The sequence below is a fragment of the Streptomyces sp. NRRL S-920 genome (assembly GCF_000717945.1).
Taxonomy (GTDB): domain Bacteria; phylum Actinomycetota; class Actinomycetes; order Streptomycetales; family Streptomycetaceae; genus Streptomyces; species Streptomyces alboniger.
Window position 1 is genome coordinate 1 of the sequence record NZ_JODF01000003.1, and the last position, 19,648, is coordinate 19,648.

Genomic DNA, 19,648 nt, shown 5'->3' on the forward strand with positions numbered 1-19,648 from the left:
GACTTCGGCATCGCGACCAGCCGGGGCGACTCCACGCTCACCGCGACCGGCATGGTCATCGGCTCCCTCCCCTACCTCTCCCCGGAGCGGGCCCAGGGTCTGAAGGCGCAGCCACCCAGCGACCTGTTCGCCCTGGGCACGACCCTGTACGAAGCCGTAGAAGGCACCTGCCCCTTCAAGCGCGAGAGCCCGGCCGGCTCGCTCCACGCAGTCGCCTACGAAGACGTACCGCCGATGAAACGCGCAGGCCACCTGCAACCCCTGATCGAATTACTCCTGGAAAAGAACCCGGCCAACCGCCCCACCGCCACCGAGGCCCTCGAACTGCTCAACTCATCGCGCTCGACGTCGGCACCCAAGCCGAAGCCCGAGCCGAAGCCCAAGCAGGACTCTCCCGCTGCTGCGGCAGTCGCTCCCGTCGACAAGAAGCCCTCAGAGGAGAGCGACTGGGGGGCCGGCCTGGCCTGCATCGGTTGTCTCCTCGGCGTGCTGCTCTTGCTATACGCGAGCGAAGAATCCTTCGCTAGCTGGGTGAGCGGTGGCCTCAACGGCCACGTGTCCTCCGCGAGGGCGGGCGACTGCGTCCACGAAACCGGAGACGTTGACGAGCACCGCACATGGGTCCAGGTCTCTTGCGACTGAGCCGAGGTCGGTGTTTTCCGCGCCCCGGCGGCGTGCTGGTGGGCCGTGCGACGGTGGAGCCGGAGTTGAGTTCCCAGGTGAGGCGCTTGGTGGCGGCAGCTGAACGGCCGGTTCAGTCCTCGATATTGACGCCGTACCTTCGTGCCAGATCACCAAGTCCCTGGTCGTAGCCCTGGCCGACGGCGCGCAAGCGCCAGACCGGGCCGCGCCGGTAGATCTCGGCGAGGAGCAGGGTGCGTTCGCTGGTGGCCGCGTCCAGGAAGGCGGTCTCGTCGATGATGGGCACGCCCTCGGCGAGGGCCCGCCGGGCCTTGGCCGACCCGGACGCGGAGTCGTTGGTGACCAGCACGCTGGTGTGCCGGCTGACCGAGGACACCATGTTCAGCCCTGCCGCGACGGACCGCGCCACCAGCTCGGGGCGTGAGGTCGCGGTCTCCCCGGTGACGGCGATCTTCATGCCCTGGAGGAGTGGGCCGCCGGGTTGCAGTCGCCCCGGGTTTCGATAGGCGCAGGGCGTCTTCGGCGGCTTGGGCGCGAACTGCGAGTCCTGCCGCGGCGGGCAGGCCACAATCGGCAACGGCAGGTCGATCCGGGCCGCCTCCCGCAGCGTGGCGCGGAAGATCCCGGCAAGCACCCGCGTGTCGTCCAGCGCGTCGTGCGCCTGACTCTGCGGTACGCCGTAGTGGGCGGCGAGCGTGCCCAGCTTCATGTCGTGGAGCGGCAGGTCCACCTGCCGGTTGAGCGCGAGGGTGCACAGGCGCCGCGAGACCGGGAGGTAGGCGCGGGCCCGCGCGAACTCGTGGGCGAGGAAGTCATAGTCGAACTGCGCGTTGTGGGCCACTAGGACGCGGTCCCGCAACAGTGCCCCGATCCGCTCCGCGACCTGCTCGAAGGTCGGTGCTCCGTGGAGCCGCTCGGGGGTCAGGCCGTGCACGTGCACCGGCCCGGGATCGCACCCGGGGTTCAGTAATGTCGAGAACTCTCCGGTCTGTTCACCGTCCGGCCCGATGGTCACCACCGCGATCGACAACACACGGTCCCGCCGGGCGATGAGCCCCGAGGTCTCCACGTCCACGAGCGCCCAGTCGAGGGCGTAGTCACGCAGGTCGGAGAGGGCGGGGGAGGGGAGAGCAGCCATGCCCGTAAGGATGGTGCGGAATCAACTGACCCATCAACCTGGATGACCATTTACCCCGATATGCGGGCGGCTGGCTGCTGTCCGATGGGTAGCTCGGCAGTGAGTTGCTCCAAGCGGGCGCGGAACGCATCGCCCTGAGGACCGTCCCACTTGAGGCCCGAAGCCGCCGCGCGGAGTCGGTCGGCGCGTGCGCGCAGCTCGCCCGCGTGGGCGCGCAGTCCGCCGGCGGGCCGCGGCCAGGCCCGCGGCCGCGCGCATCGACACACCCAGGACCAGCGCGACCGCTTCGGTCACGACTCCTCGCGCCGATCTCACCTCATCGGCGAACACACTCGATGAGGTAATCCTCGGTGAGCGGGTCGACGACGACCCCGTGCGTTTCGCTGCGGAAGCCGGGAAAGTGCCGGTCGAACGTTTCCAGGGCCGTCAGATAGCGCATGAGGGGCCCCTCGGGAGGTCCCGTCTCCTCGCCGGGCATCAGGACGGGGATGCCGGGCGGCGTGACGGTGATCATGGCTGCGGCGACGCGGTCGGCCGCCTCGGACAGCGGGATGCGTTCGGTACCCCCGCGGATCAGTTGCCGGTAGCAGGTCTGGGGCGAGTCGACGGGCCTGGGCAGGTTCTGGAAAGCGGCGTCGAGCAGTTCGACAAGGCGGGCCTGCCGCAGGTGGTCGTGCATCGACTGGCACAGTTCCGGCAGGCTCTGGCCGGTGTAGCGCTGGGGGTGGGCGGCGACGACGTCGGGCAGTACCTGTTCGAGGGGGGCCTCCTGGTCGTAGAGCGTCTTGAAGTCCATCAGCGCGTCGAGGAGGGTCCCCCACTTGCCCTTGGTGATGCCCATGGAGAAGAGGATCAGCGTGGTGTAGCTGTCGGTCTTCTCCACCACGATGTTCCTGGTGGCCAGATAGGAGGTGAGCACGCGGGCGGGGATCCCCCGGTCCTCGACCTGTCCCGTGGCGTCGATGCCGGGGCAGGTGAGGGTGACCTTGATCGGGTCGAGTTGGCAGTAGCCCGGGGTCAGGTCGGAGAAGCCGTGCCATGCGGCGCCCGGTTCCAGCTCCCAGCAGGAGGGGTCGGAGCGGAGCACCTCGGTGGAGGCGTCGGCGAAGGGGATGGTGTCCCCGCTGCTCGGGTCGGTCACCGTAGCGGGCTGCCAGACACCGAAGAACCAAGCGGGCCGGTCGCCCGCGTCCTCGATACGTCGGCCGGTACGCACCACGGCCTGCCGGAAGCGGATCGCCTCGGTGACCGCCTCGTCGATCAGCCAATGTCCCTGCGGGCCGTCCATCATCGCCCCGGCCACGTCCAATGAGGCGATCATCGGATACAGCGGCGAAGTGGTGCCGTGCATCATGAACGTCTCGTTGAACCGCTCGTGCGCCACGGGCGCCCGCGGGGATTCCCGTACGTGGACCATGGCGCTCTGCGACAGGGCGGCGAGGAGCTTGTGCGTGGACTGGGTGGCGAAGACGGTGGGGCGCTCGGCGCCGGGGAAGGAACCGGAATCCACGGCCATGCCGTAGCGCCGCGCGTAGAGAGGGTGGAAGCGGGCGTACGCGAACCACGCCTCGTCGAAGTGGACGCGTGGGGTGCTCGGGGCGAGCGCCTCGGCCACCTGGATGGTGTCGTAACACAGGCCGTCATAGGTGGAGTTGGTCAGCACCGCGTACTGGGCCTGGGGTGAAACGGCGCGCTCGGTCAGCGGATTGCGCGCGACTCGCTCGGCGACGGCACGGGCCTCGATCTCCGACGGGGGCAGCGGGCCGGCCAGCCCGTAGCCGTTGCGGGTGGGCACCAGGTACACCGGCCGGGCACCGGAGAGGATCAACCCGTGCAGCACCGACTTGTGACAGTTGCGGTCCACGAGAGCGATCTCGTCCTGGGTGACGCTGAAGTGGCCGACCATGCGATCACATGTCGAGTCACCGCCCAGGACGAAGTAGGTGCGCTCGGCGCCGAAGATCCGAGCGGCATTGCGCTCGGCGTCGCCGATCGGGCCGGTGTGTTCGAACAACGAGCCGAGTTCTCCGACCGAGATGGAGAGATCACTCCGCAGCAGCCGCTCTCCGAAGTAGTCGTGAAAGGCCCGTCCGACCGGGGACTTGAGGAACGCGATGCCGCCGGAGTGGGCGGGAGTGTGCCAGGAGTACTCGTGCGCGTCGTCGAAACGGCGCATCGCCTTGAAGAACGGTGGCAGCATTCCTTCCTGATAGTCACAGGCGGCGCGAGCGATGCGTCCCGCGATGAAGGACGGAGTGTCCTCCAGCGGCCAGACGTAGCCGATCACGGTCTCCGCCACCCACAGCGGCAGTCCGTCGATGTCGTCCTCGGCCGTCACCAGGAAGACCGGCAGCTTCTGGAAGCGCCGGCCGATCAGGCGCAGTACCGTGCCGCCGCCCGGCGCCCCCTCCGGGCCATCGTCCGAGAGGTGAGCATCGACCGGCCCGGCCTCGCCGGCGGGAAGGTCCCAGGCCACCACCGCGGCGGCCAGGTTCGCCTGCGTCTGGAGCACCGCCTGGGCGTGCGGGCCGGTGGCCGCCCACCGCACCTCGAACCCACTGGACTCCAACTCCTTCTCGATCCTGCGAAGTTGGTCGGACGCGGCGCTTGAACTGCTTGCGCCACCTGGTACCGCGAAAAGAACCGTTCCGTTTGCCATCGTGCCCCTTAAATGTCCGGCGTATCGCCTGCCCCGTGCCACCAGCACCCCATGGGGAGCCGAAGGAGGAACGGACTGACCGCGGGCAGCGACACCGAAGGCGGGCGGTCTTCACTCTCACGGGTACGCCGTGCCGGGCGCGGACGGGGCGCTCGTCGTCCGCGACTTCCCCGATGGCGGCCCGAGCCCGGAGCAATGGCAGCTCACCCCGTGCAGACCGCGCAAGGCGGGCAGGCACAAGGCCAGCAGGCATACGTGATCCGCAATGCGGTCAGCGGGAAGGTGCTCGGCAATCCCGCCGCCGCGGACCGCGCCGTCCGCCAGCGGGACGCCGCCGGCAGGAACCTCAGGGCACCAGACGGCATCGCTGTCCGCCGGCGCTGACAACGGGGAGAAGCAGTCCAGCATCACCCGCACCTATGGCAATGTGGACAATGGCGAGACCCACAACATGGACGCCAATACCGTCCTGTTCCGGGGCGCGGTCGACAAGGTCCTGCTCTGCCACATCGAGCTGTGGGAGGAGGACCAGAAAGTCGACTCCGAGCTGGCTGAAGTCATTCGGGATATCGCCACCACTCTCCAGGGCACCGCCGAAGTCATGAGCGCGCTCCCGGCCGGCGGGCCGTGGCAGTGCATGCACCAATTCATCGCGATGGTCGGCAGCCTGGGCCAACTCGTCAGCGAAATCGCCGGCTGGATGGCCGACGATCTGCTGCACCACCGCACCATCGCCTTCGACTGCGCGGCGCTGGAAGTCCTCTCCAACCCCACCCTCCCTAACCCCGACACCACCTGGTGGTTCCAGAACCCCAGCGACGCCGGGGCGGAGGGCCGGTTCTCCCTCGACATTCGAGGCCGCTCCTCCCAGCCCAGCAGCAACGGCATCGGGCTCCTGGCCCTGACCGGCTCCCAGTGGACCGGCCCGGCCCTTCCTTGGCCGAACTCCCGTACGCAGGGCGTCCTCGCGTTCGCCATGCACAACGGCAATCTCTTCTGCGCGGTCCGCGGCCTCGACAACGCGGTCTACATCAGCCGGCGCCAGAACAACCAATGGGGCGCCTTCCGCAAGGTCACCGGGACCAACACCCTGCATGCCCCGACCCTCGCGTCGACCGGCGAACGGCTCTACCTGGGCTTCACCATGTCAAGCGGCGACACCACCAACAACAGCGGCTACTGCCGCTACTCCACGGACGGGGTCGACTGGCCGACCACCAACATCACGGGGCCGGGTGGCGGACACCGGCGGGGATTCACCCTCGTCTCCCACTCCGGGCGTCTGTGGTTCGCCGCATTCTCCGGCGGCAGCATCGACGAATACCGCGAGTTCCGGGTCACCCAGCACAGGATCGAGAGCCTGCCCCGCCCTTACGGAGAATCGTCGAGCACTGGTCGGCCTCCGGAGGCCGATTGACCTGGGGCAGGAGTGGACCGATCGTCTTGACCGAATTGCAGCTCTTCCGTGAGGCAGAAGGCGAGAGGACTGGCCGGTGGGTCGTCCGACTGGGCATCCTGGACGAAATGCTCTGCCAAGCTGATTCGGTGTTCGAATATCGTCTCTGGCTTGCCGCCGTCCCGGAACCTGTACCTGAAGCCGAAGCCCGTATCTACTGGAACCTCAAGGATCTCCCCACTCCGACCCTCGACGAAGCATTGAAGCAAGCGCACTACGCATACGTCGGCTCCTGGCAAGACAGGCATCTGGCGGACATTTCGCAGGCTGGCCGTTGCTCGGCTGTCCGGGTCTTCGACTGGCTGTTCTATCGAGGGACCATTGACTGCTACCAAGCACCGATCCTGGACGCTCGGATGCGAGATGAACTGATCGGGCTGTACCAGCCCCGGCCGGACGACCTGCCTGCGGAGTCCATCAATACGGACGAGATCGCCGCGTTCCTCACCACGCACCTCGGTTGGTGTCTGCTGCCCCAGGAAGCGCCACCCACTGACCACCCCGTCCCCGGGCACCCCGGGGCAGTCTGACCGACGAGCAGGACGGCTGAGCTGACCTTCTTGCCGACAGTAGATCTTCCGCGAAAGCCATGTCGTTTGAGAATGAGCATGCAGCGGGGCAACGTTCTCAAGTGACATGGCACGCCAGCAGGCCAGCAGCTCTCTGCCCGCCAGATGAACTGCGACGGGTCAACGGAGAGCATCGTGCCGATACCGCGCCCCGGGGAACTCTCGGAGACCGCGAGGCCGGCCAACTCACCCAAGCCGTCCACCGGCGATGAGCAGGCGCCCGCGCCGACGATCCGCGAAGCCCCCGACCGGACGACGCCGTCAGAACTCTGTCCCTTGCCATTCAATCGAGGCGCTTTCGCAGCGGACTCAGCCGAATCGACTTCTCCGGCAGTGGATCGAGTCGTGAGGGGTGATCGCGCTGGGGGTGTTGTGTGTCGGTATCGCACGGGGTGGGCACGAACCGACCACCGGCCCGCGCACGGGTACGGCCCGCGGGCCGCTGCCGGGCCGCGGCCCTGGCTCCGTCCCGTCGGCTTACCAGGTCACCGGCAGGCCCACCGGTCCGCGGATGAGCACGTCCTTCTGCCAGATCACCTCGCCGGGGTCGACGGCCAGCCGCAGGTCCGGCAGTCGCTCGACCAGCGTGGTCAGGAGCAGCTCGGCCTCCAGCCGGGCCAGCAGCGGTGCCACGCAGTGGTGAGGGCCGTAGCCGAAGGCCAGGTGGGGCGGGCCCTGGCGATCGATGTCGATGCGGCCCGGCTCGGGGTAGCACGACTCGTCCCAGTTGGCAGCCACGTACGAGACGTACACGGCCTCGCCCCGGCGGATCTGGACCCCGCCCACCTCGACGTCCTCGGTGGCGACGCGTGGCTGTCCCACGCCGTGCTTGTGCGGAATCCAGCGCAGCAGCTCCTCCACGGCCGCCGGCACGGCCTTCGGGTCGGACCGCAGCCGGCCCATCAGGCTGGCGTCGGTCAGGAGTACGTACATCATGTTCGAGGTGTGATTGCGGACGGCGTGCCAGCCGTTCAGCCCCATCAGCACCGCCAGAGCGAGCATTTCCTCCTCCTCGATCCGGCCACTCGCGACCGCGGCCGCCAACGCGCTCGTGAGATCGTCCTGCGGCTGGGCCCGGCGCTCCCGGGCGAGCTCGCGGAACAGGACGCGGGCGGCCTCCTTGGCCTGACGGGCCCGCTCGACGCCTGCCTCGTCCGTCGCCCTCGTCAGCACGGCGTCCGCCCAGCCGCGCAGGCGCGGCCGGTCGGACTCCGGCACGCCCAGCACGGCTCCGATGACGTGCAGGGGGAACGGCGAGGTCACCTGCCGTACGAGGTCCGCGGGCGGCCCCGACGCCACCATGCGGTCGATCAGGCCGTCGAGCACAGCCTGTGCGCGCGGACGCAGCGCCGCCATGCCCGAGCGGTTGAACGACGAGGCGACCACGGAACGGACCCGGGTGTGGTCGGGGGGATCCACGAAGCTGACCGCACGGTCCAGCGGCACGAGGTACCTGTTCATGCTCGGCAGCGGTCGGCCGACGATGTCCCGGCTGAACCGGGGGTCGGAGGTGACGAACCGGACCACGTCGTGCCGCGTCGCCAGCCAGCACTCGCCAGGAGTCCCGTGCAGCAGCCGGACCCGGACGACCGGCGCTTCCCGCAGTGCTTCACGGAGGAACGGGTCGAAGTCCAGCGCCGTCAGGTCGACGGCCTCGTACACGGGGGGAGCGGTGTCCCGCATCACTGGCTCCTCGCCGGCCGGTCGTGGCGCAGCGGGGTGAGCTGCTCGATGTCGTAGCGGCGGCGCAGGGCCGCGATGACGGTCTGGTCGGCGGGTCCGTCGGCGGACAGGATGTCCATGAGTTCCTCGAAATACCGCTCGTGGTCCGGCGGCGGGGACGACTGGAAGAACATCCGCGCCGGGTCTTCGGTGGGATTGGCGAACGCGTGCGGGCAGCCCGGCGGGACCACGATGACCGTGCCGGGTGTGGCGCGGACCACGCGGTCCCCCTGCGTGGACCGCCACCCCCGCCAGCTGTCGGGAGTCCGGATGCGCGGCTCGAAGGCGAGGACGTCGAGTTCCCCTTCGAGTACGTAGAAGAGCTCCTCGCTGCGGGTATGGACGTGCGCGCCGACGTCGAAGCCGGGCGGTACGACGACCTCGAAGCTCGATGCGCTGCGCGATTGTTCGCCGGTCACCTTGAACGTCACCTGCTGCGCGGCGGTGCGCAGCGTGCGGCCACCGCCGGGCGGCACGATCAGGCCGTTGGGTGGCCGCGGGGCCGTGGGGGTGGCGGATGTGATCGTGGTATCTGCCTCGGGAAGGGTCACGGCGTACGGCTCCAGCGACCCAGTGTCATCTCGGCGGTGATGCCCGGCCCGAATCCGGCCAGCAGGCCGCGCGCCCGGTCGGCGGCGCCGCCCTCGTCGAACAGGCGGCGCAACGCGTCCAGTACGACGACGCTCGCCACGTTCCCGTACTCGGTGAGCGTGGCCCGGCTGAAGCGGAAGGCGTCCGGGGGCACGCCCAGGAACTTGCTGAGGTCGTCGAGGATCCGCGGCCCTCCGGCGTGCACGATGTAGAAGTCGAGGTCGGACGCGTCCCAGCCGTGTCCGTCGGCGAGGGCGCACAGCGCGGGGGCGAGCGGCTCCATGGTGCCCGGCACCCGCTTGTCGAGCAGGAAGTGGAAGCCGGTGGCGCGTACGTCGTACGCGATCCAGTCCTCGGTGCCCGGGACCAGATGCGAGCCGTTTCGCTCCAGGTGGATGCCGGCTCCGCCCGTCCCGCGGACCACTGCGGCGGCCGCACCGTCGCCGAACAGGCCGTTGGACAGCAGCGATCCGACGCTGATGTCGGTGGGCTGGTAGCACAGGGAGCAGAACTCACAGGCCACGATCAGCACGTTCGCCTCCGGGTAGGCCGTGCAGAAGTCGTGCGCCCGGTTGATCGCGGCGCCGCCGGCCGCGCAGCCCAGCTGGGCGATCGGCAACTGCCGGGTGGTGGAGGGAAATCCCATTGAGTTGATGAGCCAGGCGGTGAGCGAGGGCATCATGAACCCGGTGCAGGACACGTAGATGATCAGGTCGATGTCGGCGGCGCGCAGCCCGGCGTCCTCCAGCGCCCGCCGTACGAGCAGGGGCACGCGGGCCTTGGCCTCTGCCTCGTAGAGCCGGTTGCGCTCTTCGAAGCCCGGGTGTGCGAGTGTCTCCTCGACCGGTTGCACCAGGTGGCGGGTCCGTACCCCGGTGTTCTCAATCAGGCGGAGTGAGAGGCCCAGTTGGGGGTGGCCGGCATGGCGCGAGCGCGCGAGCTCAAGTGTCTCCTCCATGGTGATGACGTACTCAGGAACCGACACGGCAGGCCGACATAACGTCGCCATGCAACACCCTCTTCTCCACGGGCGCCCAGAGTGCCCGGTCCGGCTCTACCCGGTGAGTAACGATCACTCTCGGTATAGGTCACAGCGGTCCGGAGCCGGCACCGCGGTGTGGACCGACGGATGGAAGTGAGACGGTGGCAACGTCGACGGCGCCCGCAAGTTCGTCACTCACGGCCAGCAGGTCCTGATCCGCGTGAACAGGACCGTGGCATGAGGCCTTCAGCGGTCGATGTCTGCCCTGCCGGCGTGAGTACGAGGCCCCACAGCTGCCCCCTTACCTCTTCGTTGGCTCCGCAAGGGGGCCTCCGGCCTTCGGGTCCGGCATGACTTCCCCCGCTGTTGTTCATGATCCGGGGGGTGTCACCGGGCCCGGAGGCATCGACGGATCACTGATTCGGATGCTGCTTACGGCTTGCGGCCGCACCACGCCACAAGGCGGTCGATCGCCGGCGCGTCCGCGTCGACGTCCACCGCGGCCCCGAACGGCGCACCGTCGCGCGGCCCGGCGGGCAGCCCGCGCCTCATCGCGGCGTACGAGATCGCCACGAGCTGGGGGTCCCAGTCCGGGAGCTGGCCGGTCGCGGTGGCCATGTCCCAGGTGTGCACGGTGAATTCCGAGGTCCACACGGCTGCGGCGGCAGCGCCCGGAAGGCTGCCGAACGGCAGTGTCAGCGTCCGGCCCAGGATCGCGGGATCCGCCCACGCCGCCTCGACCTCACGCACCGCAGCATCCCACGCCTCCTGCCATTCGGTGTCCCCGAGATCGTCGGTGACCGCGGGAAGACTCATCACGTCGCCGCCGCGCCCGGCGAGGGCGATCCGGCGCAGGACGGCGACGAGATGGCCGGTCAGCTGCCGGACGGTGAATTCGGTGCAGGGCGTGGGCGCGTCGAACTGCTCGGGGCGGACTGCGGCGACGGTACGTCCGGCCAGTGCGATCGCCTTCAGCAGGCCCTGGCGAGGGTCGTTGGTGGCGTCAGTGCCGTCAGTGGACGGCGGGGTGTTCTGGGTGTGCGTCATGACCTCATCCTGGAAGCTGAACAGGTCATCTCCTGGCCACTTTCCGGAAGAGAATGGCCGGCATGAGAGCCGATCGCCTGGTGGCAACCCTGCTGTTCCTCCAAACGCACACCCGTGTGACGGTGGCCGAGGTCGCCGCCGAACTCGAAGTGTCGCCGCGGACCGCACGCCGCGACCTGGAGGCCCTGGCCACCGCGGGCATCCCCGTCTACTCGCAGCGCGGCCGCGGCGGCGGCTGGTCGCTGGTGGGTGGCGCCCGTACGGACCTCACCGGCCTGACCGCCGAGGAGATCCGGGCGCTGTTCCTGCTCGCGGGTCCTTCGTCGACGACGCCCGAACTCCGTACGGCGCTGCGCAAGTTGGTACGTGCCCTGCCCGCACCCCTGCGTTCGGGCGCGGAGGCCGCGTCGCGGGCCCGTCTCATCGACGGCACGGACTGGTCGCGCGCGGACGTCACGGCCGCCGGACAGCACGTCGACGCGCTGCGGCGGGCCGTGGTGGACGGGATCCAGGTACGCCTTGGGTACGCCGGGCCCGGCAAGCCCGTCGGCGTGCGCACCGTCCATCCGCTCGGGCTCGTGGCCAAGGCCGGTCACGACTACCTTGTCGCCGACACGGAGCGGGGCTTGCGGACCTTCCGGCTCAGCCGGGTCTCCTCGGTCGAAACGACCGGCGAGCCCGTCGTACGGCCAGTCGGCTTCGACCTCCCCACGGTCTGGCGTTCGCTCGCCGCGCGCTTGGAGGAGCGGCTGTACGCGGCCACGGTCCGGGCCCGGGCCGAGCCGGGTGCCATGGCGATCCTGGAGCGGCTGTTCAACGGACGACTGCACGTCGGCCCGACGCTCCCCGACGGATGGACCGAGATACGGGTCGACGGGCCGACGCCGGAGGTCGTCGCCGCACAGCTGGCCGGCCTGGGGGCACGCATCGAGGTCCTGGACCCGCCGGAGGCAAGGGAGAGGCTCGCCCGTCTGGCGGTTGAGCTGGCCGGTGTGTACGGACCACCGACTCTCTCCGGGCAAGAGGTAGCGCGCTGACCCTACGGGTAACTGCCGACACTCCCACCAGGAAGGCTGACCATCTCCCGACGAACAGCCGACACGTCGTAACCTCCTGGCGCCCCTCGCCCCGCCCCCGGCCCCACCCTGGGCGGATGGTGCAGATGCTCACGCGGACATCTGCGCGGCTGATCCTCGGTTTGTCGGTGTGCCGGTCGATCGTCACGAAGCCTTGGGCGACGGCACGCAGGGCGGTGTGCTGCGCGGGCGGGAGGTCGAGTGGCTATGGGGGCCTGAGCGGGCTCTGGTCCACTTCGTGTGGTCGCGCACGCAGCGTCACCCTTGGCTTCTTTGTGATGGGCTAGAAGTTCCGGTGCCGCTTGCGTCACGTTCCCGGGCGCCTTGGTCGGCATAAGCTCTGCTGAGAAGTTCTTCCACCAGCATGCGTTTTGCTTCCGAGTAGGCTGTCCGGCCCTCGCGGTCGTTGGTGTACCGCAGTGCCACCCGCTTCTTGAACTGGCTGTATCGCTGTGCCTGATGAGGACTGAGTGGGACGCACCCTCTATCGCCCGCCGCGCGGATGAAGGACGCCCGGCGCCTGCGGTTCGACTGCGTCACCCACGACAACTCCGGCGCCCCCTACCTGACTTGGGTCAACCACAAGATCCACGGGCGCATCGCGTTCTTCCCCTTACGCTTTGAAGGACAGTAGATTGGCCTGCTCAAGGGCGGCGAGGAACGGGTCCGTCAGTAGTGCGGAGGGTAGCCTTCACGGCCCTGCTCCTCTTGCGGCTCGCAACCGCCCGAGTCGGCCCGCCTCAGTCGGTGGCGGTCCACTGGGGTGCGGGTGTAGGGCCGGGGCGGGCGGTGATCGGCTCGCCTTCGGCCCAGTCGCGGTACTTCACCTGGAAGGACTCGTCGCCGGTCGCCGTGTCGGCCGCTGTTCGGGATCTCACCGGCGACCGTCTGCCGGGTCATTCAGCGGCTGGGGCTCCTGCTCATGCTGGAACCGGTTGCCCGCCCCGTCGACGCCGCAGAGCGGTTGTGGTTCGTGGACGGGACACTGATCCCGGTGCGGGACCGCACAGTGGCCGCGTCCTCGCGCAACTACCGGTTCTCGGCAAACGTGCAGGTCATCATCGATGCCGACACGCGCTTGGTCGTGGCCACCGCCCGCCCGGACCCGGGGAACAAGGCCGATGCCCAGGTCTGGCGGAACTCCGGCCTCGCCCAGCACTGCGAAGGCGTCAGCGTGCTGGGCGACGGCCCTACTTCAACACCGGCTTGATCGTCCCGCACCGCAAACGCCAGCATCGGCCCCTCCTGCCCGGCGAAGAGGCCGACAACGCTGGGCACCGCAAGGTCCGCGCTCGAGTCGAGCACACCTTCGCCCGCATGAAGAACTACAAGATCCTCCGCGACTGCCGCCAGCGCGGCGACGGCCTCCACCACGCGGTCCGAGCCGTCGCTCACATGCACAACCTCGCCCTGGCTGCGTGATCAGGAAGCCCCTCAAACGCACCCTGACCTGCTCAAACACAACCTTCTGCAACAGCTTTTAAGGGTCGTCCCGCGGCTACTGGTCAGGGGCAGATGGTCTTGCTGTGGCTGGTGTGATCGCGGCGTCCGAGCCGTCCTGGATGGCTCGCGGTCACGACAGCTCGGTTTGCTAATCTGTGGCGATGGACGAGGTGCTGGACGAGGGGCCGTTCTTTCACGGAACAAAGGCCGAGCTGCGGGTCGGAGACCACCTCACCGCCGGTTTCCGTTCCAACTACCGGCCCGAAATCGTGATGAACCACATCTACTTCACCGCGTTGCGCGACGGCGCGGGACTCGCCGCCGAACTCGCCGTCGGCGAAGGGGTCCCGCGAGTGTATGTCGTCGAACCGACCGGGGAGTTCGAGAACGATCCAAACGTCACCGACAGGAAGTTCCCTGGCAATCCCACCCGCTCCTATCGCAGCAGGGAACCGCTCCGGATCGTTGGCGAGGTCACCGACTGGACGCGACAGACACCCGAAGCTCTCCAGATGTGGCGAGACCGGCTGGCCGCAATCCGTCTGGATGACCGCGCCGAAATCATCAACTAAGGGTCGTTCCGTAACTACTGGACCACGGCGAGATGAACTGACTGGTTGCTCCGTATCAGGTAGGAGTGCAGTCGGCGCCAGTGTGAGTGGTGTCCGTAGCGGAGATCGCGGGCGCGGTCATAGCGCTCCCGCTCTTCGTCGTGCTCAGCCTCGTTGTCTTCCTCATCCGCGTCGCCGACGTCATTGCTGTGGTGCGGGTAGTCGCCGGTGGAGAGGGCGATGGCCGCGTCACGCTCGGCCTTGATGTCCTCCTCGTCCTCGGGGTCTGTGTCGAGTCAGATGGTGAGAGAGTCCACGTCGTTCACCGCTGCGCCGAGCGGCAGGATGGGGCTGTCCGTGAGCAGGGCCCATCGGCAGTTCGTACAGAGTCGCTCGACGGCTTCGCCGAAGGGGATGTCGAACTGGTTCACAGAAGCGGCTGACCGCAGTGTGCGGCACTCGGCGCTTCCGTGGAGCTTGCCCTTGCCCGTTGCCGAGGCATGGCAGGTGATGGGGGTGCCCCAGGTCGGGCCCAGGGGAACCTCAGGCCTGAAGACCGAGCCGAGCATGACGTGGCGGAGCTGACCGGTAGTCGAGGACATGTCGGCAGGCTACGCGCCGGTACTGACAGCCCGCCGGGTAATCGGCCCCCACGACTCTGGGGTGAGCTGACGAACCTGGCCAGACACACGGCCGTCGGCACGGTGGTCATGGGCACATGTGATGGAAGCGGTCGGGGACGAAGTGTGTGCCCACGCCTGCGGAGCACACTGGAGCGCCTGAGCGGTCTTGCTAGGTCGTGCCACTACACGTGTCAGAGGGTTCTCACCTGCCTCACCCCGGGCGGGAGTCTGGTCCGTGGTTGGCCCGGGGGCAGTCCTCATGCAGGCCGATCATCGACCTGAGGCAGTCTGTTGATTACCCAGAGCGACTCCGGTTTCGGGCTGGCTGGAACGTAACGGCGCCTCCAGGCAGCCCACTTGAAGCTCTAGAAGAACCCAAGTTTCTTTGGGCTATAAGAGCAAAGAATGTTCTTCGTCTGTTGGCGGTACAGCGGCTGCACCCAGGCTGACCTCGGGAAACGATGCTCTGTAAGCCTCTCGCACGGTGGCTGGTCCGGAGCTGGTCCGGATCTTGGTAGACACCGCATAGGCGGCAGGGGACGGTCAATAGTGGGGTCGACCGAGCCGGATGTCGTGGGCGGAGTACCAAGTGGGACTCCGCACATGCTCAAGTACCGCGCGAGTTGAGACGGCGGCGCGTCTGACGAACGAGTTGGCGGGCGCGTCCGACGGTCAGAACCGACCGCAGCGGTGCCAGGGGGCGAAGCGGTGTGCCGAGCAGGCGCGGGTCGAGGTACGGAACCCAGCCGGTGGCGCGCGGGTGGTAGCGGGGCGGGCCGAGGCAGATGCGCTTGGTGACCACCCACCGGGTCTCCGGCCCACTGTTGGGACGAGTGGCATGGAGATGGTCGCCTGCGAAGAGCAGCAGGTCACCCGGGTCGAGCTGGACTTCCACCGGTTCGCCGACTGCTTGGTCGGGGAGCAGGCGTACCCCCTCGTGGAGCAGCGAGCGCCGATATGCCCCGGGCCAGATGAGCAGGCCGTTGTCCCGGCGGACCCGGCTGAGAGCCATCCAGAGGTTGACGGAATTGACGGCTGTGTTGAACCACGAGTCCACGTGGGCGCCGGTCGGGACCATGAAGCCGGTGTACCCGCCCAGTTCTTCTTCCCGGCCGTGGACAACGGTCCTTGGGGGCATGATCCGTACACCCAAGTGCTCGCTGACGTATACCTTGCGGCTCTGCGGCGGGAGCAGGTCGGCGAAGCGCAGCAGCAGGTGACGTGCGGCGGGTCTGAGGCGACGGTCCAGGTCGTCGCGGACGGCGCGCAACTGGTCGACGTCGGCGACGGTGTGGATGTGCTCCAGCCCTCGCTCCGACACCTGCTCGGCGACCTCCGGCGAGACGGCGGAGGCGATGGCTGCCAGTGCCGCCCGGGTCCATGATCCTGTGGAGGTGAGCTGTGCGAGACCGCCCTGGACGACCACGATCCGGCCGTCGAGGACGTGGCGGAGATCGATCTCGTCGAGTGAGCGGTGTGAGGTCACGGCGGGCAAGCTGCTTCTCCCTGTCTCAGACCTGATTTCAGGCGGGCGGCTTGGAAGCACGGAGAGAGAAGGACAGGGGCATGGACGGCAGACCATCCGGCAGCCGCCACCAGTAGTGGTCGTGCTCCACCATGCAGGGAAGCATTCGCCAGGCCACGAAGGGCCATTCGTGAAGGAATTCGATGGTCAGTCCCGCGGACGCCAGGCCGCTGACGATCTCGCCGAGTGAGTGTCCCCAGGCGTATTCGACTCCCGGAACCTCGCGGTCCGGTACAGCTGTTGGACTGCGGTACTCGAAGGAAAGGGGCTCCGGCTCACCGAAGTACGAGTAGCGGAGGCGTAATTCGGCCGTGTCGAGGCGGTTGTCGAGCATCCAGGCCGCGGGATGGGACTCGAAGACGTAGACGAAGCCGCCCGGTGCGACGAAGTGGGCGACGACCTCGGCCCAGCGGCGCAGATCGGGCAGCCAGCCCAGCACACCGTGAGAGGTGTAGACGATGTCGAAATGACCGTCCAGATGGTCGGGCAGCGCCAGGACATCCGCCTCCACGAAGACCGCCGACGGGTCGATGTCGGCGGCCAGGGAACGCGCCGTCGCCACGCCCTCGGCGGCGAAGTCGACACCGGTCACCCGGGCACCCAGCCGCGCCCAGGAGAGTGTGTCGATGCCGACATGGCATTGCAGGTGCAGCAGCGAGCGGCCGCGCACCTCGCCGACCTCAGCACGTTCAAGTGCGCGCATGCGTGAACCGCCGGCCCGGAAACCGGCCAGGTCGTACTGGGTCGACGCGGCCTTCAATGGCGTCCACAGGCGCCACAGTTCACGATTCTTGCGCAGGTACGCCTCTGGGTCACGAGCCCCACGGGGCAGGTCCGCCGCGCTCATGAGGGCAGCTCGTACACACTGACGTGGTAGTTGCTGCTGTCGGTGAACGGGCCCCCGGACCAGCCGCCGAACCGTTGGCGCAGCCGCAGGCCCGCCATGGCGGCCATCAGGTCGAGTTCGCCGACAGTGGCGTAGCGGAAGGCCACCCGGATGTGCCGAACCTCGCCGTTGTGGACGACCTTGTAGTCGGAGGTGTAACGCTGGGTCGCCGGGTGGAGCCGGCGGATACGCGTGACCGGGTCGCCGCTGGCCGCCCGGACCGGCTGGGCATCAGCCCCGGCTTCGGCCGCCAGGACCTCCGGAAGATGCGCGTCCAGGACGAAGATCCCGCCCGGGAGCAACCGCGCCGCGGCCCGGGCCAGGCAGTGGATCTGCGCTCCCTGGGAGGTCAGCTCGAAGAACGTGCCGTTGACCACGTAGATCATCCCGAACCGGCCGTCGTGGTCCACATCGGAGAAGTCGCCGATGCTGATGGTGATTTCGGCCCCCCGGGACTTGGCGCGGAGTTGTTCGACCATGGCCTTCGCGGCATCGATACCGTGGAGGTCGTGCCCGAGCGCGGCGAGCGGAAGGGCTATCCGCCCTGTGCCGATGCCCAGTTCGAGCATGGGACCTTCCGGTGCGGTCGCCGCCAGCCGGTCGAGCAGGGACACCGTCGCGTCGGTGGTGGCCGTCGGCGGGGTGAACCAGTCGTCGTAGTGGTCGGCCAGGTCCACGGCATAGTCGGGACTCGGGGGCATGCTGCTCCTCTGTGAGTGGTTCAGCCGAAGGGGTGCGGCGGAATACGCGAGCCGATGGGAGAGGCGGACGGCAGCGGCAGGGCGCCGGGGGCGATCAGCCGAACGACGGCCGTACCGGAGGCGGCGAACGCGGCGGGGGTCGTGTCGACCGCGATCACGTCCTGGCCTGTGTGCTCGGAGAGCAGGCGCACAGGGTCCACCGGCCCCTGCCTTGTCGGGCACACGTCTGCCGTGGTGTGCGGCAGCCAACGCGCCATCGCGTCCTGGCAGCCGAGATACGTCCACACAGCGTGCTGGACCGCGGAGACCGGTCTGTCGCCGGGTAAGGGCCGCCCGCGGACCCGTCGGGCAGCCGACGTGCTCATGCTCCAGCGCACCATGAGCGCCTCGTGGGCCGCGCGGGCGATGAGCTCCGCGTCCTGCCCTGGAGGGCCGCAGCGAGCACCGAACGTCTGCTCGCTGTGCTCGGGCGTGTGCAGACAGACCGCGACGGCGTGGGAGCCGGGCGCGGGCAGGGTGAAAGCGGTGGCCCGCAGTCCGAGGTGCTCGCATACGCGGCGCAGGGGGAGGGGCAGTTCGTCGTGTACGGGACGGTGGCGGGGCGGATGCCGTGCCGGGTCCTGCCAGCTCAGGCGGAGCAGATCGCGTTCGAGTGTCTCCCATGCGGCATGCTCGACGGCGGTGCCCGGGTCGGGGTGGGCCGCGAGGCCCGTGGAGCCGGCCCGGTCGGGCGCCGTGCAACCCGTGGGCGGACGGTGCTGAAGGAAGGCCAGACCTGCTGGAACCAGCACTTCCGAACCGGAGAGCAGGGAGCGCCCGGTGACCCACAGCTGGCGCGCGCTCCGGGTGGCCGGCCCGGACCAGGGCGCGGGGTCCAGGGCGGGAGTGCCTCGACGGACCAACTCGGCGTGATCGGCGAGGAGAGTGCAGGACTCCTCGGCGGCGCGGGCCGCCAGCACGTTGCCAAGGCGCTCCAGCAGTTCGCCGCGGGCCCGCACGGCGACGTCGTCGGGGTGTGTCCCCGAAGCGCTGCCGATCAGGACGTGGTCGCCCCCGGCGCTGTCCGTGGCGGCGAACAGCGCGCTGCGGGCCGCGACCCGCCCGAAGAACACCGCGGGTTCGCTGGGGAACGGTGCGAAGACCTGAGGTTCCCACGCGGTGGGTGAGGAGGGAGCTGCGGGCTGTGGCATCGGCGTGGCTCCGGGGTGTCGGGTCAGACGGCGATGGTCCTCAGCAGGGCGGCACACTCCTCCAGCACGGTCAGCCCGTGTCCGGTGAGCAGTGATGTTCGGTCCCGCAGGGTGCCGATCGCCTGCCGCGCCCTCTTCACCAGCAGGGCCCGGCGGGCGTCCAGCGCGTCCGCGGCCGTGGTGTCCCCGCCGAGAAGCAGCGTGTAGAGCGCGCTGCTTCGGGTCAGGACGACCATTTGCTGGAACAGCCCCGCCACAGGCCGGGGATCGGCGCGCAGGGGGGTGCGGACGGGACGCGCGGAGTCCGCGGCCGGGGTGAGGAAAGGAGCGCTCAGCTGGGCGGCGTTGCAGCGGGTGTGGGTGCCTTCGTGAACCAGTGCCTCCGCGCACCGCACCGGACCGGGCAGCCCGCGGGGACTGGTGCGCAGCCGCGACCGGTTGACGTAGATCGCGCCATGAGTGGTGAAGTCGGTGAAGCCGTCGATCGCCGGGCCCTCCAAGAGAGCCACTTGCGCGACACCGACGCGCAGTTCGCTCAGCATCAGCGGCCAGGTCACCGCCAGCCGCGCCACGCTCTCGTCGAGCACGGCCCGGTCTGGTCGCTGCCAGGACGCCACGCGGGAGCCCCCGGGGGTGCCGGCTCCGGTCGGCAGCGCGGACAGTGCGCGGGTCACCGAGCGGATGAGGTGGGGGGATGGCTCCGCGGGTGCCAGGCTCTCGCGGGCCTTGGTGTCACGCATGCTGCGTAAGATCGCCGAAGGAGCGAGTCCTGGCTTCGCCTGAAGGGTGAACGCGGCGGCCACCACGGCGGGATGCGCCTGCGGCGGCGCGGGGAGCCCCGCCGCCG

Annotated in this window: 19 protein-coding genes and 2 pseudogenes; 8 read left to right on the plus strand and 13 right to left on the minus strand. The window is 69.0% G+C overall.

What is annotated here, in order from left to right:
* Positions 1-642, plus strand: a 642-nt coding sequence (locus tag IG54_RS39865; protein WP_030776826.1) for a protein kinase domain-containing protein, incomplete at its 5' end; no start/stop codon positions are given.
* Between the two features lie 112 nt (positions 643-754).
* Here IG54_RS39865 and IG54_RS43695 read toward each other — a convergent pair.
* The 3 genes and pseudogenes from IG54_RS43695 to IG54_RS0102760 form a co-directional block, all read right to left on the minus strand.
* A complete protein-coding gene (locus IG54_RS43695) occupies positions 755-922 on the minus strand; it encodes a TerD family protein (protein WP_420712220.1) in 168 nt (55 codons plus the stop codon).
* Positions 898-1,780: pseudogene (locus tag IG54_RS0102755) on the minus strand (exonuclease domain-containing protein); the annotation flags it as partial. The gene IG54_RS43695 and the pseudogene IG54_RS0102755, both read right to left, overlap by 25 nt.
* Before the next feature lie 316 nt (positions 1,781-2,096).
* Positions 2,097-4,439 (minus strand): Orn/Lys/Arg decarboxylase N-terminal domain-containing protein, encoded by a 2,343-nt coding sequence (locus IG54_RS0102760; RefSeq protein WP_030776831.1) that lies wholly within the window; start codon positions 4,437-4,439, stop codon positions 2,097-2,099.
* A 195-nt stretch (positions 4,440-4,634) separates the two neighbouring features.
* Between IG54_RS0102760 and IG54_RS39870 the strand changes: the two genes are divergently transcribed.
* Genes IG54_RS39870 through IG54_RS0102770 form a run of 3 tightly spaced genes read left to right on the plus strand, consistent with a single transcriptional unit; the run spans position 4,635 to position 6,425 of the window.
* Entirely contained in the window at positions 4,635-4,823 is a 189-nt protein-coding gene (locus tag IG54_RS39870; RefSeq protein ID WP_324615404.1) for a hypothetical protein, read from the plus strand.
* Between the two features lie 43 nt (positions 4,824-4,866).
* Positions 4,867-5,856, plus strand: coding sequence for a hypothetical protein (locus tag IG54_RS37570; protein WP_037896181.1), 990 nt, complete (start codon positions 4,867-4,869; stop codon positions 5,854-5,856).
* Between the two features lie 26 nt (positions 5,857-5,882).
* Positions 5,883-6,425: a hypothetical protein gene (locus IG54_RS0102770; RefSeq protein ID WP_030776833.1), complete on the plus strand. Its 543-nt coding sequence runs from the start codon at positions 5,883-5,885 to the stop codon at positions 6,423-6,425.
* A 516-nt stretch (positions 6,426-6,941) separates the two neighbouring features.
* On the opposite strand, the gene IG54_RS0102775 is transcribed toward IG54_RS0102770, so the two are convergent.
* The 4 genes from IG54_RS0102775 to IG54_RS0102790 all read right to left on the minus strand — a co-directional run bounded on the left by IG54_RS0102775 (position 6,942) and on the right by IG54_RS0102790 (position 10,806).
* A complete protein-coding gene (locus IG54_RS0102775) occupies positions 6,942-8,147 on the minus strand; it encodes a cytochrome P450 (protein WP_030776837.1) in 1,206 nt (401 codons plus the stop codon).
* Positions 8,147-8,710 (minus strand): cupin domain-containing protein, encoded by a 564-nt coding sequence (locus IG54_RS0102780; RefSeq protein ID WP_051819257.1) that lies wholly within the window; start codon positions 8,708-8,710, stop codon positions 8,147-8,149. Before IG54_RS0102780 ends, IG54_RS0102775 begins: the two co-directional genes overlap by 1 nt.
* A gap of 23 nt (positions 8,711-8,733) precedes the next feature.
* On the minus strand, positions 8,734-9,786 hold the full coding sequence (locus IG54_RS0102785) for a type III polyketide synthase (RefSeq protein ID WP_030776843.1): 1,053 nt from the start codon (positions 9,784-9,786) through the stop codon (positions 8,734-8,736).
* Between the two features lie 405 nt (positions 9,787-10,191).
* Entirely contained in the window at positions 10,192-10,806 is a 615-nt protein-coding gene (locus IG54_RS0102790; RefSeq protein WP_030776844.1) for a TIGR03086 family metal-binding protein, read from the minus strand.
* A gap of 62 nt (positions 10,807-10,868) precedes the next feature.
* Here IG54_RS0102790 and IG54_RS0102795 point away from each other — a divergent pair, with 62 nt between their 5' ends.
* Positions 10,869-11,843 carry a helix-turn-helix transcriptional regulator gene (locus IG54_RS0102795; RefSeq protein ID WP_037896245.1) on the plus strand — a complete coding sequence of 325 codons (975 nt, stop codon included), beginning with the start codon at positions 10,869-10,871 and terminating at the stop codon, positions 11,841-11,843.
* A 779-nt stretch (positions 11,844-12,622) separates the two neighbouring features.
* Here IG54_RS0102795 and IG54_RS41795 read toward each other — a convergent pair.
* Positions 12,623-12,760, minus strand: coding sequence for a hypothetical protein (locus IG54_RS41795; RefSeq protein ID WP_158708778.1), 138 nt, complete (start codon positions 12,758-12,760; stop codon positions 12,623-12,625).
* On the opposite strand from IG54_RS41795, the pseudogene IG54_RS37575 reads away from it, so the two are divergent.
* The 3 genes and pseudogenes from IG54_RS37575 to IG54_RS0102820 all read left to right on the plus strand — a co-directional run.
* Positions 12,742-13,304, plus strand: a pseudogene (locus IG54_RS37575) (transposase family protein); the annotation flags it as partial. The gene IG54_RS41795 and the pseudogene IG54_RS37575 overlap by 19 nt on opposite strands.
* Positions 13,305-13,486: 182 nt before the next feature.
* Positions 13,487-13,897, plus strand: coding sequence for an NAD(+)--rifampin ADP-ribosyltransferase (gene arr / locus IG54_RS0102815; protein WP_030776849.1), 411 nt, complete (start codon positions 13,487-13,489; stop codon positions 13,895-13,897).
* 89 nt (positions 13,898-13,986) lie between these two features.
* Positions 13,987-14,319 carry a hypothetical protein gene (locus IG54_RS0102820; protein ID WP_030776851.1) on the plus strand — a complete coding sequence of 111 codons (333 nt, stop codon included), beginning with the start codon at positions 13,987-13,989 and terminating at the stop codon, positions 14,317-14,319.
* 787 nt (positions 14,320-15,106) lie between these two features.
* On the opposite strand, the gene IG54_RS0102825 is transcribed toward IG54_RS0102820, so the two are convergent.
* The 5 genes from IG54_RS0102825 to IG54_RS0102845 form a co-directional block, all read right to left on the minus strand.
* Positions 15,107-15,985, minus strand: a complete 879-nt coding sequence (locus IG54_RS0102825; RefSeq protein ID WP_158708779.1) for a phytanoyl-CoA dioxygenase family protein — start codon at positions 15,983-15,985, stop codon at positions 15,107-15,109.
* Positions 15,986-16,022: 37 nt separating this feature from the next.
* A complete protein-coding gene (locus tag IG54_RS0102830; protein WP_199809489.1) occupies positions 16,023-16,727 on the minus strand; it encodes a class I SAM-dependent methyltransferase in 705 nt (234 codons plus the stop codon).
* A gap of 140 nt (positions 16,728-16,867) precedes the next feature.
* Complete coding sequence (locus tag IG54_RS0102835; protein WP_030776860.1) at positions 16,868-17,611, minus strand: class I SAM-dependent DNA methyltransferase; 744 nt, start codon at positions 17,609-17,611, stop codon at positions 16,868-16,870.
* Between the two features lie 20 nt (positions 17,612-17,631).
* Positions 17,632-18,801: a YcaO-like family protein gene (locus IG54_RS0102840; protein ID WP_078593643.1), complete on the minus strand. Its 1,170-nt coding sequence runs from the start codon at positions 18,799-18,801 to the stop codon at positions 17,632-17,634.
* A 23-nt stretch (positions 18,802-18,824) separates the two neighbouring features.
* Positions 18,825-19,541: an aKG-HExxH-type peptide beta-hydroxylase gene (locus IG54_RS0102845; RefSeq protein WP_158708780.1), complete on the minus strand. Its 717-nt coding sequence runs from the start codon at positions 19,539-19,541 to the stop codon at positions 18,825-18,827.
* Between the last annotated feature and the right edge of the window lie 107 nt (positions 19,542-19,648).